Source organism: Sunxiuqinia sp. A32, from assembly GCF_052690465.1.
In genome coordinates this window covers 77,238-94,421 of the sequence record NZ_JBQYLI010000009.1, presented here as the reverse complement: position 1 = coordinate 94,421, position 17,184 = coordinate 77,238, and the positions used below count along the sequence as shown (strand labels likewise).

The window sequence follows — 17,184 nt, the reverse complement described above, 5'->3', positions numbered from 1 at the left end:
TGACTCATAAATACAAAGATTAAAGAATCCCAAAAATAACCAGAGCATACAGAAAAAAACGCATATAGCGGAAAAGCGCCCACATCAAGTAGTTTCCAAAATTATATCTAATCAGTCCGGAAGCTAAACTAACCAGAGAGTGTGGAATCGGTGATATCGCGCCAATAAAAACAAAAATACCACCCCATTTACGCAAATTGATAATGTGCTTTTGTATTTTAGTTTCAATATGGCTCCTAACTGAAGGAATCAGGGATAAGCGAGTACCTATAAAATACGCAATTACTCCTCCTGCATAAGATAATGATGCCAAAAAGAACAATGCAATCCAGGGTGCTTCTAGTTTTGACGCCCAGGCAATAAACATTTCCGGAGGAATGAGGCCTAAAAAGGTTTCAGATATTAGAAAGAGCGAATAAATTATTTTGGGCGGATAGAGAGCCACCAAGTTATTGAGGAGTGTGTTAAAGTCTAAAAAGAATATCTCCAGGCAAACTAACAACAGCAAGAATACAACGGTAGCAATGCCTCCTCGCCATGCTGTTGTTCTTAGAAAAGAATAAAATTGAGTGATTCTGTAATATCGATTCAATATTGATAGTCGTTTGGGAGAGAAATTGTAGAGCAAAGTTTTTATCATCGTTTTGTTTTAATCGTCATCGAAAAAGAGCTTATATATAACAAGATTCGGTTTTGAAATGTTGCGCTATACAAGCAAAAAATGTCAGAACCGGTATGGGTATCTATGATAGCTGAAAAAATAAAAGAGACCATTTCCGACCTCTTTTATTTTCACTTTCTTAATATTTTGTTGTTATTGGGAAGGAGTTGTATCGGTTTATTTATTAATACCGCTAATTGAAGCCCAATCGTGCAGGTTCAAATTAAGATGCTTTTCGAATTTTTTTCCTTCATTTCATCTACCTACGGCCTGATCTTCCATTGGACGATGATCTTGATTGGCTGCTTTTGCTTGTAGCTTTCGAACTTCTGCTGTTTGAACTACTGCTTTTGGATGATACCTTTGGTTGTCGTGATGAACTTCTTGAACTAGATGATCTTGAAGACACTTTCGGGCTGGAGGCTGACTTTTTTGAATAAGTAGATGTTGACCGTTTGGGCTGACTACTTTTCTGGCTCACTGAAGACGACCTTGAAGTTCTGTTATTTCGTACAGTTGTCGATTTTGGTTGGATCTCTCTTTTCTTATTTGTTGAAGAAACGCTTCCAGATCTGTATGGACTGCTGCTTCTGGTTTCTGTTCTTTGAGATACCGCTTTTCTACTTGTTTGAGAAGGTTTTGTTGTTGTACTTGCCGAGCGCACTGTTGATGACTTTCTGGTATCTCCAGTCCTGTTGTTTATTGTCGAATTTACTCTTGTCTGTGTTGATTTATTGGAAACGATTCGTCTGCCAGAACTTGAATTTATATCATTATTTGTTCGGTTTCTAAGAGTCTGGTTACTTGAAGTTCTGGTTCCTGATTTAATAATTCCAGTTTCTGTGCTTCGTCGGGCAGATCTGTTATAAAGTTCGTCACCTCTTTTTCTCAAATCCGGTCGGGAGTATGTTGTTTTGTAATTTCCTTCTCTGATTCTGGAACTTATTTTTGGCGAGTATGTTCGTACGTGTCCGTAATAGAAATCATGGTATCTATTGTATCTATAGTGATTCCAGTGGCGGTAATGCGCATAATAATGATTGTGAAAGTGGCTATGATAACCATAATAGGTATGCCAGTAATAAGGACGCCATGGATTCCAGTAAGATGGATAATAGCCCCATGTCCATGAAGAACGCCAGCAAATATAACTCGGGCGATAAATAAACCGGATTATTGGCCAGGCTGCTACTTCATAGGTTGTTACTGCAATAACCTTCGGGGATGTAACAACTCTTGTATTTCCAATATAGCCGGGATTCGGAGTTTCCCTGCTGTCGCTGTATATAGGTTCCACAATGTAGTTTTTACCATAAAGTGCTTCATCTCCAATCAGCTGTAATCGAGCTGACCCGTCATCAAATTGCTGAACAGCGAAAACTGCGATGTCCTGTGTTTCATTTCTGTTTAGCGCTGTTCTTAAAACTATGGTGTGTACACTTCCATCTACATAATCCATCACAGAGATGTAATCAATCAGATTGTCTCCGTTCAAATCAAGATTATTGATGTTTGAGTTTCGATCATTTAGGCTTCTTTCAAAACCTTCAAGGGTTTCAGACTCCTGAAATAGTTCCATTGTAGCGTACAAGTTCAGATTATCACCTGGCAAACCCAGATATTCGTCCGGATAGTTTTCCGCAGTAGCATTATTTACAAGTGAAGTAAATAGTGCAATGATTGATATGATGATTAATTTTTTCATGACATTGAGTTTTAAATAGACTGTTTCTGATATCACAAGTTGCAAAACTCGTACCATTATTTCAGGGTGACGTTTAATGTTCAGATATACAGTAGTTTATTTAGGATGATTGACAGTTGTTTGAATCGGTAAATTTTAAGCGGCACCGATAGAATCTTAGGTTATTAAGACTAATATTCAATGGAATTCGGTGCCCCTTGCAGAAAGCCGATTGACGACAGAAATTGATCCATTTTATAGGAAGTGTCAGCGAAAGGAGCATTTTTCTTTTTTCCATAGTTGAAAAAACCATGAGACTCGCCTTCATATGCGACTAAAATGCATTTATCACCTTGCTCCTTAACTTTTTCGGCGAACATTTTTGCTGTACTAAAAGGAACTGTATTGTCATCAATGCCATGAAAAATGATTGTTGGTGGAGTCCCTTTTTTTAGATTATGGTACGGTGAGATGTCAGTTGCTTCAGCGCTGAATCTCTGATTCATATTTTTGAATCTATCTTTTAGCGAAGGATCGCCTAGTCCATTTGATGCCAAAACTAATGCAGGATTGAACAGAACTAAAGCATCGGGGACAGAACTAACTGCGGAGTCTTCATTTGCTTCATCAAATTTTGGAAGAACTGCCGTTGCTGCTGCAAGTTGACCTCCGGCAGAACCACCTCCCGCTGCAATTTTTCCGGGATCAATTCCCAATTCTTTTGCATTTTTACGAACCCACCGTATTGCTGATTTCGCATCAGATATGCATTTATATGCCGGTACATTGTTTCTTGAAAATACCCGATAATCTGCGACCATGGCTACCATGCCTCTTTCAGCTAAATACTGGCATTGGGGAACAAACTGTTCGGGGCTTCCGGCTCTCCATCCTCCTCCAAAGAAAAAGACGATGGCCGGAGTTTTGTCGGAGTTGGTATGATTTAGCGGATTAAAAACCCATAATTTCAAATCAACACCATCAATATTTTTGAAAGTTTTTATTGCAGAACACTCAATTTTAGGCGGATATTCTTTTTGAGCAGAAACTTGTGAATAAAATCCTGAAAGCAGGATCATTAATGTCAATATTAAACTAAATCTCATAATTACTTTTTTAATCTCGGTGTTTTAATATCATTCACCTTGTTATTTTTTTCTGGCATCCAGGTAGGAATTTCCTTTTTTTGAGCATGCTAAAGTTAATGGAATAGTCGAAAATATGAACTGAATAGCTGGCACTTTTAAAACGAATAGTATTGTATATTCACAATATTTTCTTCTCAAAAAGAATATCCCAGAGCAATCATTGGGACAACAATTTCAGTTGATAATACTGGCGCGATTTTAAACAGAAACCCACTTTTTGCCTGGTAGCGATAACCAATTCGTAAAGTTGGCGCAGAAACATCTGCCAAATCCCAAACTACACCCAAACCTGCTTCAAAGAAATTTTTTGGTCCTCCGGTAATGATGGCAACTTCTTCTACCAAGATGATTGGATCAAAAATGATAAAGCCGGTTTTTAATGCCAGGCCAGTTTTTTCATTCAATGGGCTTAAATATTCATAGTGAAAAGTAGGGTAGATTACGACCAGATCAATATAAACCGAATTGCGAGGTAAATCATACACGGAAGTTATTTCTGTCATCGCCTTTCTTTTAGAAATAATCTTAGAAGTTTGTGGATCGATAACATAGGTTTTCGGATTAATACTCGATTTTTCATATCTTAAGGCTTGCACTTTTGTTAGCTGAGTATTTCTCCATTCGCCATTGTATTTTACTTTCAAATAGAAGTGAGAATTAGAAATACTATCGATTTTGCATGCAATGGAGTCTCCTTTTGCAAGGACTATTAAGTCGAGGTTTTGACTGTAGGCTGAAACAAGCAAGGAGAACATAAAGCCAATTAGAATCAATCGTTTCATCGGTTTTGATTTTTGGTTATTTAAACAGAATTGGTTTTATAATGACTTAAATTCAATTTTTTGAGAGCTCCCCAGAATATCTTTTTTGATATTTGACAAATAACCAAAGACATTCTAAATCGATCAATTCATCTTTCTCCTCTTTAAAATTATTTTTACGCTGTATAAAATACAATGTTTCTAAGAATAGGCAGGCTCGTATAAAAAGAAGCTCACAGAAATGTGAGCTTCAAAATCGATTTTAAAATTCAATTCGGTAATTCAGAATCGGAATCATTCCATTCATGTAACTTTTGTAAATACGGTTAGTTTCCCGGCTATAGTATTCGTCCCAAACATTGAGTCTATTTGTTACATTTTGGAAATCCAACGATATCACCCATGACCAAGTTGGTTTGTTTCTTCGGTAGTTTATACCAAAGTCAACCCTAAAGTAGTCAGGAGCTTTGGTTTCAAACGCTCTGCCATAATCGCGAACTTCCTTGTTTTGTGCTATTGAAGAATCAATGTCAAGAGGAATGGTTCTGTATCCGCCCCTCAACATTGTTCTGACGTTCAAGCCAAAAATATTTTGTTTGTTTTTGCCGACTTCAAATTCTTTTCCTGCTACGAAATTGTAAATGTATTTACTGTTAAAAAGTGTGTTTCGTTCGATCCCGTCCGGCATGGTATACTTTGATTCAAATAATGAAGCAGTGCCAAGCATATACCAATTCTTTGAGAAGAATTTTTCCAATGTAAATTCAACGCCATAATTTCTTCCCGTTCCCTCACTTACAAGTTTTTCATTGGTGAATCCACTACTGAAATTCAATGAGCTAACTGTATTGGTTGAATCTTCCGGATCAACGGGTACGTCAAACAGGTATTGATAGTACACTTCAGTTTTTAATCTAAAATCCTTGGCAAAATTCCAGTTGTACCCTAAAACAACATGTGCTGCTTTGGTTATTTCTAGATCTTTGTTTGGATTGGTGGTTGTTCCTTCATTCAATTCTTTTTCAGCAAGGTAAATAGACACAGGTTCAATTTTACTATGTAGTCCAGCTCCAAAATTCAATCGATGCACTTTGTTTAAATTCCATCTGATTCCCAATCGAGGTTCAATACTATAATCTTTGTTGAGTGCGAGATAAGTATAGTGAACCCCAGAATTAATATCGATTTGGTTGTTTATTCGATGCTTCCAATGGACAAACGATTCAAAGATATTTGTGCTTCCATTATTTGAGATTTGTTCTTCCATTTGGCCAGTATCGTAATTAATGCTTGATACACCAAGTTTGTAACTTTTGTTGTGGAAAATGATTCCGGCACGAAGCACATTTTTTGCATTGAATTTGTGATTGATGTAGGAGCTAATACTAAAAGTATTGTACTTGAAATCTTCATTTTCAGTGACAGATGATTGGAGGTTGTAATCCAGTGAATCCTCAATAGCTTGATCAGTTGTGTGGGAGTACGCAGCAACTGTTTTGACATAGGTTTTCAGATTGGGGAAAAGGTAATTGTGCGCGATGCCAAACACCCCAATTTTATGATCTTCAGTATCCCCATAACGATCGGAACGATAAACCCAGGTTGAAGTATCACGGATGGCATTTGATCCTGCAGAGCTGATTCCCCCAAGACCCCAAATTGAAAAATAGCCTGTCTTTTTTGTAGGGATATAAAATTTGAAGGACAAATCTTGCCATTCGGGTGTGATGTCTCCACCGCTGATGTCAACACCTATCTTATTCAGAAATTTAAGTGTTGAATAGCGATAGTTGATAAGATATGAAGCTTCTGCTCCCTTTTTCAATGGTCCCTCCAATGCAGCCTGCGCTCCCAGTACTCCCAGTTGAAAAGCATATTCGTTCTTCTCGTAGTTACCTCTTCGAAGTTTTAAATCAAAAACTCCTGATAATGCGTTTCCATACTCAGCAGGAAATGCTCCTGTGAAAAAGTCGGAGTTGGCTAAAACTTGCGTACTGAGTGCTGAAACACCACCGCCAGATCCACCCTCACCGTTAGTGAAGTGGTTGGGGTTTGGAATCTCAATACCTTCCATTCGCCAAAGCATTCCACGTGGAGAATTTCCCCGAATAACGAGCTCATTGTTTTCGTCATCAGCAGATGAAACCCCTGCAAAAGACTGGGCTGTTCGCCCCGGATCGTTTATCCCCGCTGCAATTCGGGAAGTGGACTCCACCGTAATTTGAGTTGCACTAATGGTTGCCATTTGGTTCAGAGGTTCGCTTTTGTCCCTGTATGCATAAACCGTTACTTCGTCCAAATCTTCAACGGATTCTTTCATCTCAATATTCAGAACTACTTCACGACCTGATCCAATCAGGACCTGATTCAACGTGACCTCTTCATAACCCAAGTAGGAAACTTTGAAACTTTGTCTTCCAACAGGTACTTTCTCAATTTTGAAATTCCCGTCAAAATCAGAAGAAGTTCCCATGATTACGTTGTTCGTCACTTTAATATTGGCTCCTGGAAGTGGCGCTTTTGTATCTGAATCTATAATTTTCCCCTTTACCGTTTGAGTGAATTCCTGGGCATTGACAAGAACTGGAAGAAGAAAAAATAGAAATATAATAAGTTTCATTTTCATGACTTTACACGTTTTTCAGATTCCGGTTTTCTAGTTAGCATCAATGATTTCGGATGCATCAGATAGATTTTGACTTTCAATAACACTATTTCCCTTGTAATAAACTTTGGAAGCACCGCTCGCTATAATGTTCAACTTTTGATTTACGGATAAAGAGATGTCTGAGCCACCCATTAAGTCTGCATTTAGAGAATTGGTTTCAAAGTCAAAACCTGTCATTTTCGAGGCACCTTCAGCATCAATGTCAAACGAGTTTGATGTACCTGACAATTCCAGAATTGAAGCTCCATACAATTTGGCATGTAAACTTTCCACATCAATTACCCCAGTTAATTTACTGGCTCCTGTAATTTGAATATCAAGCGTATTGGTTACCAATGGATTTTCAAAATCCACAGTGCATGCACCGGAGACGACAACTTTATCAATTGTGGATGTTGTAACATAAATATTTAAAACAGGATCACCACTGATCTGAACATTTTCATCTAATCCAACTACTAATGTTTCACCACGTTGTTCGACTTCGATAACACTGTGCAGATTCTTACTTGCTTCTACGACCACAGACTCTTCTGTTTCGGAAAAGCTGACATATACCTGAAATACATCTTCAACCTCAAGTTTTGAAATGCTTGAAACGGGAACTTGCTCAAAGGTCACTTCTGTTGATGGTGATACGAAAAGATCTTCTTTTTCACATGAAGTGAAAATTGATCCTAAAACTAAAATTGCGATTAAAACTACATTTGTTTTCATGACTTAAATTTTTAATTGTTTATAACTATTTCTGTTTCTGTGATTTTGCATATTTGTAGCTTGTCCTTTTCCAGACAAACTCAATTGGTCCCTGACTGAAATGTCTAAACCAATAATTTGTGATTGTCGATTGAATAAGAAAGAAGCCGATTGCTATCATCCACGATTGCAGATGGTCTAATTTTCCGAACCACTGGAAAAAGGGAAGTACATGATAAAAGGCAACTATATAAAGTAATGATTGTAATAGGTAGTTTGACAGCGCTGCCCTTCCAACAGGGTTGAAGAATTTCAACGCTTTTCTGGATCCGTTGATTTGATACAATTTTAAAAATGCAACTATATAAAAGAAGCTTTGTGTCACCATTCCAATTATGACAACAAAAGGAACCCAGACCATCGATAGATTCTGATTAATATCACCAATGGATATTTTGTAATAAATATAACTTGAAGCTAATCCAAAAGAGACTCCAAGTGTGAGCAGCCAGGTAAACAGACCATTCAGCTTTTCAGGAAGCTTAAAAAAATTGGTTTTCCCTAAAATAAATCCAATCAGTATATTTCCTAAGGTGAACGTTAGAGTGATTGGCATGTCGACGAAAAAGTTCGTCCACGGATCCATAATTGCATTGATTTCGATGTATCGGAAAAATGACGTTGCAATTGGTAGCTCGGCTGCGATAGAAGTATCATAATTGTATTCTCCCCAACCTAAGGTGGATCTCCCAATATAGAAAATACCCGTAAATACAACGATTAACAAGATTGCCAGAATGAATATTCGTCTAACTGACCAATTTCGAATGAATAACAAAATGATTCCACCAAATGCATACGCTCGCAGAATATCACCATTCCAAAGTGCAAAAGCGTGGATTGTTCCGATCGCATACAAAAGGAGCATCCGGACAGCAAAGTATCGTTGAAAATTGATTTGCTTCTCTTCTGCTCTCTTCATCTGGATGTAAAAACCAAAACCAAAAAGGAGAGAGAAAATGGTGATGAATTTTTTATCAATTAAAAAATAAAATAGGAAATTCACAATTGAATCCATTGTTTCGGAAGAGGCAGAATTTATTTGATAGGGAATATTGGCGATGATTATTCCCAGAAGAGCAAATCCTCGAAGTGCATCGATCTGTTCAATTCTGTTTTGCTTATTTGAAGGTTTGAATTCCATAATCTTTGACTTTGCAAACATTGTTTAATCGTTCTCGGCTTCACGAAATGTTTATACAAAGATTATGGGAATCAGGCTTCTAAAAAAGTGATTGTTGTAGTGGATACAGGATTCGGGACATCAACAGGATGAAACTGCAGGATTCAGGACAATGGATTTTACAAATTGCAGGATTCAGGACATTAGTTTCGAAAATTGCCAGGGGTTTTGCCCGTCTTTTTTTTAAAAGCTATGTACATTGCCGAGCGTGATTTGAATCCAGATTCGCTGCCTATTCCCTCAATTGAAAGTTGATTGTTGCTATCTTTTTTCAGAATTTCGAGAGCCTCTTCGACCCGGTAGTTATTCACCCATTCATTAAAATTAAATCCAAAGTTTTTATTAATACAGGTGGAAATAGTACGCGCAGAAACATTAATTTCTTTTGCAAAGTCATGAATCGACAATTCCTGGTTTAGGTAATATTTCCCCTCATCCATTGAATTTTTAATGGTTCTGCAAACGGATATTTTGGGTTCCTCTTTTATCGTGTTGTGTTGAATATTTTTTACTGGTTTATTTTCTTTGGTTGTTCTGGAAGAATGAAATAAATCCTGGTGGGTGAAAGCTTTAAAGCTTACTAGATAAATACAGATTGCCACAAATCCCCAGAGGACAACAACAATATCCGACTGACCGACTCCGCCTGTGAGAATCCGAATTAATTCAACTCCCCATAAAACTATTACAGGTGCAAAAATCAGGATGAATAACCAGAGCCAATTGATTGCAAGTAGCGTTAAATCAGAATATTCATTTTTTACAATATTTTGATATCGCATTGTTTCAAAAATTGCCAATACAAAAACCAATACAGTTAATAAGTAAGCGTAATATTGATGAACCATAAAGAATTTATCCACTGACTCGAAACTGAAATAGTCGTAGATGGATTGACCTGAAAATAGGAAAAGAAGGATATTCAGAAAAGTAATTCCGATAATTGTAAATGCTAGTAGATATTGAGCTGCTAAAAATTTCCTGTATTTTGAAGATTTTCCAATTTTTTCCAGAATGTAGTGGAAAAAGAGTACTGGGAACAAAAGTTTTACTTCGGGAAGTGTGAAGTACTTCATGATCGAATAATTTCCAATACTATCAAAAGGAAGTAGATCGGAAGCAGCTCCTAAAATGAAAGTGATCAGAAACAATCCGAGTAATTTGTTTGAGAAGCTTTTGTGTTTTTTGGAAAAAATGAAAATCAATCCCAACAAAACCCCTTGTAGTACAGCTGCCCAGATTAAAGTGGTGAAAACGATTTCCATTCAATAAGCTTCTAAATTTCTTTTTCAGTAAGACCACAATTTATTACTAATTGTTCAAACTAACAATCTTTGGTTTTGTATGTAACGAAGGACTATTCGCGGTCAAATCCCAAATGAACTTTTTTTTCAATCAATTTGACCAAAATACATTTACCGATATTATTCCACCTTTCACGGATTATCTGAATTCAAATTCATCACTTCTACCCAAATTTGCAGCGCAGAAAACAAAAACTAGTTGCATAATAAGCAACCTTTTCAAAAATGACTTGTCAATGAAAAGAGACAAGTTGAAACAAAAGCATGAAACAATTAAACAATGTTCTGATGAAACTATTGAACGCTATTCTTATGTTCTTTTTTGCCACATTGGTGGCAAGTGCACAAATGTCTGTTCCTATTGGGACGCCACTGGTGACATTAAGTGGGCACATTAAAGATAAAGCCAGTGGAGAAGCTCTTATTGGAGCGACCTGTTACATTCCCGAGAAAGTTACCGGAGTTATCTCGAACTCATATGGTTTTTACTCAATTTCGGTTCCTAAAGGTACTTACAAAGTCAGTTTTTCATTTATTGGTTGCGAAGAACAGGAGCACTTAATCGACTTGACTGAAAACAAGGAACTGACGGTTTATCTTGCTGAGGACACTAAGCAAATTGAGGAGATTATTGTAACCGGAGAACAAAAAGATCGAAACGTGGAAAGCGTTGAGATGAGCATGGAAAAGGTGCCGGTTAAAATGCTTAAAAAGCTACCCACTTTTATGGGTGAAGTAGATGTACTAAAAAGCATTACCCTGCTTCCTGGCATTCAAAGCGGAGGAGAAGGCAATTCGGGATTGTATGTTCGCGGGGGAGGACCAGATGAAAACTTGCTGATTTTAGATGAAGCACCTGTTTATAATGCTTCTCACTTAATGGGTTTCTTCTCAGTTTTTAATTCGGATGCTATCAAGGATATTCAGGTTTATAAAGGTGGAATCCCCGCTGAGTATGGAGGGAAAGCCTCTTCTGTAATCGATATTCGAATGAAGGATGGAAACTCAAGGGATTTTAATGTGGATGCAGGTATTGGAAATATCTCAAGCCGATTAACATTGGAAGGTCCTATCATTAAAGATAAATGGAGTTACATTATCTCTGGACGGCGAACTTATGCAGATGTTCTTGGACGTTTGGTAGGAATTGAAGAAGTGAAAGAAAATAAGCTTTACTTCTATGATCTTAATCTGAAAACAAATATTCAGTTGGGAGACAAGGATCGGATTTATATTTCTGGTTATGGTGGCGATGATCAATTTGAATTGGGTGAATCCATTTATATGCGTTGGGGAAATCTGACAGGAACGGCGAGATGGAACCATATTTTTAATGGGAAACTATTTTCAAATACCTCGGTTATCTATTCAAAATACGATTACAATTTAGGTGTGCCAGGGACAGGTGCTGAGCAGTTTGATTGGAGTTCAGAGATAAACGATATCAATTTAAAGGAAGATATTACCTGGTTTTTGAATTCAAAAAACACGATCAATTTTGGGTTGAATGTCATTTATCATCACTTCGAGCCTGGTAATATCAGCGCCAATGAAAACTCATTTTACTCTGATTTAAACTTGACCAACTATAATGCAATGGAAAATGCATTTTACGCATCGAACGAGCAAAGTATTGGTTCACGTTTGATTTTGAAATATGGTTTCCGTCTTTCTTATTTTCAGCAGATTGGGGTTGGAAAAGTTCGTGAATATTTAAATCCGGAAGCACCTGATAAAGATGAAGTGGTTGGGGAACAATCATATGAAAAAGGTGAAAAAATTGGTGATCCTTATGTGAATTTTGAACCACGAATATCGATGAAATATACCTTGGATGATGCAAGTTCATTAAAAGCATCGTATAACCGGATGGTGCAGAATCTGCATTTAATTTCAAATACCAGTTCACCGACTCCGCTCGACGTTTGGCTGCCTACCAGCAAATACATTAAGCCATTAATTGCAGACCAGGTTGCATTGGGATATTTCAGGAATTTCAAGAATAATGCTTTCGAAACATCTGCAGAAATTTATTACAAAGACATGAAAAATGTGCTTGACTATAAGGATGGTGCAGAACTATTCCTGAACGAAGATATTGAGACAGAACTGTTGCATGGAGATGGTTATTCTTATGGATTGGAATTAATGGCAAAGAAACTTGAAGGAAGAGTTACCGGATGGGCAAGTTATACGCTTGCACGGACTATGCGTAAAATTCCTGGAATTAATGACGGGAAAGCATATCCTTCTACTTACGATCGGACGCACGACATTTCGCTGGTAGTGAACTATGAGTTGAATAAACGAATAACTCTTTCATCAAATTGGGTGTATGCTACTGGAAACCCAGCTACTTACCCGGTTGCAAAATATGATGTTCAGGGAAATACGGTTTTCTTTTATTCTGACCGTAATAGCTATCGTATTCCAGACTATCATCGATTGGATTTTTCATTGACATATAATTCGAAAAAGAATGAGACCCGAAAGGTGAAAAGAACACTTAATATCTCTTTGTATAATGTTTATGCACGAAGAAATGCTTATTCAGTTAGTTTCAAACAGAATGAAGATAATTCAATGATTACAGAGGCAACCCGGTTGTCAATTATTGGATCGATCATTCCATCCATTACCTACAACTTCAATTTTTAAAAAATGAAAAAAATGAAACAATATATTTTACCAGTAGTTGCTTTATTTCTGCTAGCCCTGACTTCGTGTGAGGATGTTATTGAAGTAAAGTTAAGTGACGAGGTGGTCGATTTGTACGCTGTTGAGGCTAAGATAACCACAGAAAGCAATCCATACGTTTTTTTATATAAAAGCTTAAAAGTTAATGAGGCCGTGTCTTATCCGGGAGCGAGTGGAGCAACCGTCATTATTTCTGATAATAGCGAACCACAAAATAGTGTCCAATTAGAAGAAAGTTCAGAAACCAATGGACTCTATCTTGTACCTGAAGGTGTTGATTTTTTAGGAGAGGTGAATACAGAATATTCAATTTCCATTGAGCATGAAGGAGTGACTATCATTGGTTCCGATTATTTGTCGGAAGTGGAGCCGATTGATTCAATTCAAGTTCGACCATCTTTAAGAGGGGACAAACGTTTTCTTGGTGTTTTTACTTATGGTGATGAACCAGCGGGAATCGGAGACTATTACAAATGGGATTTGTATATAAGTGGTGAATTATTATATGAAGCGGAGTATATGTTTGTGGCTAGCGATGAGCTGGTTGACGGAAACTATGTGTCAAGTCTGGAGGTATTTACGGATTTTCACGATCCGGATAAACCAGAGGATCGATTGATAAAACTTGGAGATTCGATACAAGTGAAGCAAACTTCAATTTCTGAATTTGCCTACAATTACTATTATCAAATGGTGAATCAAAATTTTTCCGGTGGGCTTTTTAGTGTGCCACCAGCTAATATAAAAGGTAATCTCACTGCGAGTGACGGAAGGCCTGTACTTGGACTATTTACAGCACATGATGTTTCGGTTTCAAATGTTGTGATGGTAGATGAAGATATTGAAAGCCAACTTCGGGATTAAAGAAAATTCATTTTGACAGATGATGCAGACCAGTCTCAAGTATTTTTTTGAGGCTGGTTTTTTCGTGGCTTAAACTTCTTATGATTTTTGGTTAAACGGATCATTTGAACTTAGCTTTTTTCATTATTTTTGTCGGCAATGAAAAAAGACAACAATCAACAAGCGATAATAGGAGCGGGAAGTGCATTAGTAGATGTATTAATCCGTCTTAAAGATGATTCTTTATTAGAGAAATTTGGTCTCCCAAAAGGTAGTATGACATTAGTAGATGCTGATTTATCTGCTCAGATGAAATTGGCGGCGGCTGCGTTAAATAGTTCAATTGAAACCGGTGGTTCCGCAGCAAACACAGCTCGTGCTATCGCTGAAGCTGGTGGACAGTGTGGTTATCTGGGGAAAATTTCTGATGATGAATATGGACGCTTTTTCAAAGAGCAATTTGAAAAAATAGGAATTAGTAATCACCTATATTATAGTTGCACTCCCACCGGAAATGCAACTGCGTTAATTAGCCCAGATGCTGAACGTACTTTTGGCACATTTCTGGGCGCTGCAAGTGAGCTTACCGCGGATGAGATCTCAGATGAAATATTTGAGAACTATCGTATTCTTCATATTGAAGGCTACCTGGTTTTCAATGAAGATTTGATAGAAGGAATCCTGAAAAAGGCAAAATCAAAAGGTTTGTTGGTTTCAATTGATATGGCAAGTTTTAACGTGGTTGAAGCGAAACTGGATTTTTTGAAAAGGATTGTTAAAGAGTATGTTGATATTGTTTTTGCCAACGAGGAAGAGGCCAAATCATTTACAGGTTTGGAGCCGATGCAAGCAGTTGCAGAAATTGCAAAGCAATGTCGGATTGCAGTCGTGAAAATTGGCAAGGAAGGTTCGCTGATTCAATCAGCGGAACAGTTTCTAAAAGTAAAAACACCTCAGGTAAAAAGCGTTGATACTACCGGAGCTGGAGACGTTTATGCCGCAGGATTTTTACTTGGCTTGACCAAAGGATTTTCCCTTGAAAGTTGTGGTGTATTGGGATCGTTAATGGCAAGCAAAGTAATCCAGGTTTTTGGAGCTAAAATTCCAGATTCAGAATGGCCAGCAATTTTATCGAAAATGGATAAGATGAGTTAAAATAACCCGTGTATTTGGGCGTCTATTTTATCAATCACGTTACTTAAATCTTCCGGGCTGTTGGTGATATCCACTTTATCAACATTGATGATTAGTAATTTGCCTTCGCTATATTTACTAATCCATGCTTCGTAGCGCTCATTCAATTGTTTGAGGTAATCCAGACGAATAGAATTTTCATATTCCCGTCCACGTTGTTGTATTTGATTTACCAAAGTTGGAACACTTGCTCTTAAATAGATCAAAAGGTCTGGAGCTTTCACCAGCTTAATCATCAATTTGAATAAGGTAGAGTAATTATTAAAATCACGCGTACTCATTAACCCCATAGAATGTAGGTTTGGCGCAAAAATTTCAGCATCCTCATAAATTGTACGATCTTGAATTACCGTATCTCCTGATTTTTGAATATCTAAAACCTGGCTAAGACGGGAGTTCAAAAAGAAAATCTGAAGATTAAAAGACCAACGCTGCATATCCTCATAAAAATCATTTAAGTAGGGATTGTCATCAACATCTTCGTAATGAGCAGTCCAACCGTAATGTTTTGATAAAAGCTCGGTCAGGGTTGTTTTGCCTGCACCAATATTTCCAGCAAGAGCAATATGCATGATTGTTCGTTTATTTTGTTTCAGATTACAAATTTAATGATTGAAGCTTTCTAAACCGTCAAAAATCTACATTCTTTTTTGAAGTTCTATGAGTTCATCCAGATACTTTCGGTCATTTGCTAAACGTGGAATTTTATTTTGACCGCCAACTTTTCCTCGTTGCTTCATCCATTCATAAAAAAGTCCTTTTTGAGCTTTTATTAAATGAGGCCGTTCAAGAGTTAAGTTTTTATGTCGTTTCGCCTCGTAATCGGAGTTTAATGTTTTTAATGAATGATCAAGAACGGATATAAATAAATCCATGTCGTCCGGTTCCTTTTCAAATTCGATGATCCATTGGTGCGCTCCTTTTTGATCATCTCCCATAAAAACAGGTCCAGCTGAATATTCCTTGATTTGAGAATTTGTTCGGCTTGTTGCCAGCTTCAATGCTTCCTCCGCATTGTCAACTATTAATTCTTCTCCAAAAGCATTGATGAACTGCTTGGTGCGCCCGGTAATTTTAATTTTGTACGGTTTATGATTCGTGAATTTCACAGTGTCCCCAATTAGGTATCTCCACAGACCACCATTTGTACTTATGACCATAGCGTAATTCTTGCCCAACTCAATTTCATCCAAGGTGAGGGCAGGTGGATTATCATCGTAAAAATTCTCCATGGGGATAAATTCGTAATAAATCCCATAGTCAAGCATCAACAATAAATCATCATTCTCCGGATCGTCCTGTATGGCAAAAAATCCCTCAGATGCATTATACGTTTCCATATAGTTCATTTCCTCTGAAGGAATGAGTTTCTTGTATTGTTCCCGATAAGGGTCAAATTGAACACCTCCATGGATGAACACCTCCAACTCCGGCCAAACTTCGAGAATGTTTGTTTTGCCAGTGTGTGCCAATACTTTTTTCAGGAGCACGAGGTACCAGGAAGGAACGCCAGCAAGAGAAGTCACGTTTTCATTGAGTGATTCTTCAATGATCTTTTCTACTTTCTCTTCAAACTCTTCAATCAGGGCAACATCAGCCGAAGGAGTTCGGTAGAAGTCAGACCAAAAAGGAGTGTTTTCAATCAAGATTGCAGATAAATCGCCAAAATAGGAATTGTTACTGAAGTTATTAACCCGGTGGCTTCCCCCAAGGGTAAGGCTTTTTCCTGATAAAACTCCCGAACCTGGGTTGTTTTTCAAGTAAAGTGCAAAAACATCTCTAATGCCGCGAAAATGAATATCTTCCAGTGATTGTTTGCTTACTGGAATGAACTTGCTTTTATCATTGGTGGTACCGGATGATTTGGCAAACCACTTGATATCACCCGGCCAAAGTAGGTTTTTCTCTCCTTGGCGAAGTCTGTCTATGTAAGGCGCAAAATCTTCATAGTTTCTAATTTCCAGACGTTTCTTAAATTCGCTTTCAGATTGAATAGATCTGAAATCATATTTTTTACCCCATTCGGTATCACGTGCCTCTTTTAATAAATCAAACAGAACTTCGCGTTGAACATCGTGTGGATGCTTTCGGAACAAGTCAATTTGATAAATACGTTTAAAATTGACCCAGTTTATGATCGAGTTTAGAAATGGCATACGTAGTCTTTTAGTCTAAAACAAATGTAATAATTTCCATGTAAGCTCCCGAGCAGAATAATAATGCGAACATAAATAGTTGTTTTATGAACATGAAATAAGATTCTGAATCAGAGCTAAAATATTTTT

Annotated in this window: 13 protein-coding genes; 3 read left to right on the top strand and 10 right to left on the bottom strand. The window is 37.3% G+C overall.

Annotated features, from left to right (window positions below; genetic code table 11):
* Positions 1-19: 19 nt before the first annotated feature.
* The 8 genes from ACUNWD_RS11075 to ACUNWD_RS11040 all read right to left on the bottom strand — a co-directional run bounded on the left by ACUNWD_RS11075 (position 20) and on the right by ACUNWD_RS11040 (position 10,126).
* Complete coding sequence (locus tag ACUNWD_RS11075; RefSeq protein WP_445587873.1) at positions 20-640, bottom strand: YqaA family protein; 621 nt, start codon at positions 638-640, stop codon at positions 20-22.
* Positions 641-920: 280 nt separating this feature from the next.
* Positions 921-2,366 (bottom strand): hypothetical protein, encoded by a 1,446-nt coding sequence (locus ACUNWD_RS11070; RefSeq protein WP_445587872.1) that lies wholly within the window; start codon positions 2,364-2,366, stop codon positions 921-923.
* Between the two features lie 170 nt (positions 2,367-2,536).
* Positions 2,537-3,451: an alpha/beta hydrolase gene (locus tag ACUNWD_RS11065; protein ID WP_445587871.1), complete on the bottom strand. Its 915-nt coding sequence runs from the start codon at positions 3,449-3,451 to the stop codon at positions 2,537-2,539.
* Positions 3,452-3,627: 176 nt separating this feature from the next.
* Positions 3,628-4,275, bottom strand: a complete 648-nt coding sequence (locus tag ACUNWD_RS11060) for a hypothetical protein (protein ID WP_445587870.1) — start codon at positions 4,273-4,275, stop codon at positions 3,628-3,630.
* A 241-nt stretch (positions 4,276-4,516) separates the two neighbouring features.
* Positions 4,517-6,874, bottom strand: a complete 2,358-nt coding sequence (locus ACUNWD_RS11055) for a TonB-dependent receptor (protein WP_445587869.1) — start codon at positions 6,872-6,874, stop codon at positions 4,517-4,519.
* 36 nt (positions 6,875-6,910) lie between these two features.
* The gene (locus ACUNWD_RS11050; RefSeq protein ID WP_445587868.1) at positions 6,911-7,639 is read right to left on the bottom strand and encodes a head GIN domain-containing protein; all 729 of its coding nucleotides are present in this window, start codon (positions 7,637-7,639) and stop codon (positions 6,911-6,913) included.
* A 25-nt stretch (positions 7,640-7,664) separates the two neighbouring features.
* Entirely contained in the window at positions 7,665-8,822 is a 1,158-nt protein-coding gene (locus ACUNWD_RS11045; RefSeq protein ID WP_445587867.1) for a DUF418 domain-containing protein, read from the bottom strand.
* A 182-nt stretch (positions 8,823-9,004) separates the two neighbouring features.
* A complete protein-coding gene (locus ACUNWD_RS11040) occupies positions 9,005-10,126 on the bottom strand; it encodes a helix-turn-helix domain-containing protein (RefSeq protein WP_445587866.1) in 1,122 nt (373 codons plus the stop codon).
* 327 nt (positions 10,127-10,453) lie between these two features.
* Here ACUNWD_RS11040 and ACUNWD_RS11035 point away from each other — a divergent pair, with 327 nt between their 5' ends.
* The 3 genes from ACUNWD_RS11035 to ACUNWD_RS11025 all read left to right on the top strand — a co-directional run bounded on the left by ACUNWD_RS11035 (position 10,454) and on the right by ACUNWD_RS11025 (position 14,860).
* Positions 10,454-12,823 carry a TonB-dependent receptor gene (locus ACUNWD_RS11035; RefSeq protein WP_445587865.1) on the top strand — a complete coding sequence of 790 codons (2,370 nt, stop codon included), beginning with the start codon at positions 10,454-10,456 and terminating at the stop codon, positions 12,821-12,823.
* Positions 12,824-12,835: 12 nt separating this feature from the next.
* The gene (locus ACUNWD_RS11030; protein ID WP_445587864.1) at positions 12,836-13,726 is read left to right on the top strand and encodes a DUF4249 family protein; all 891 of its coding nucleotides are present in this window, start codon (positions 12,836-12,838) and stop codon (positions 13,724-13,726) included.
* A gap of 138 nt (positions 13,727-13,864) precedes the next feature.
* The gene (locus ACUNWD_RS11025; RefSeq protein WP_445587863.1) at positions 13,865-14,860 is read left to right on the top strand and encodes an adenosine kinase; all 996 of its coding nucleotides are present in this window, start codon (positions 13,865-13,867) and stop codon (positions 14,858-14,860) included.
* On the opposite strand, the gene ACUNWD_RS11020 is transcribed toward ACUNWD_RS11025, so the two are convergent.
* Together ACUNWD_RS11020 and ACUNWD_RS11015 are read right to left on the bottom strand one after the other, a co-directional pair.
* Positions 14,857-15,471: a deoxynucleoside kinase gene (locus tag ACUNWD_RS11020; protein WP_445587862.1), complete on the bottom strand. Its 615-nt coding sequence runs from the start codon at positions 15,469-15,471 to the stop codon at positions 14,857-14,859. The genes ACUNWD_RS11025 and ACUNWD_RS11020 overlap by 4 nt on opposite strands.
* Before the next feature lie 66 nt (positions 15,472-15,537).
* Positions 15,538-17,055 carry a GH3 auxin-responsive promoter family protein gene (locus tag ACUNWD_RS11015; RefSeq protein ID WP_445587861.1) on the bottom strand — a complete coding sequence of 506 codons (1,518 nt, stop codon included), beginning with the start codon at positions 17,053-17,055 and terminating at the stop codon, positions 15,538-15,540.
* Positions 17,056-17,184: the final 129 nt, after the last annotated feature.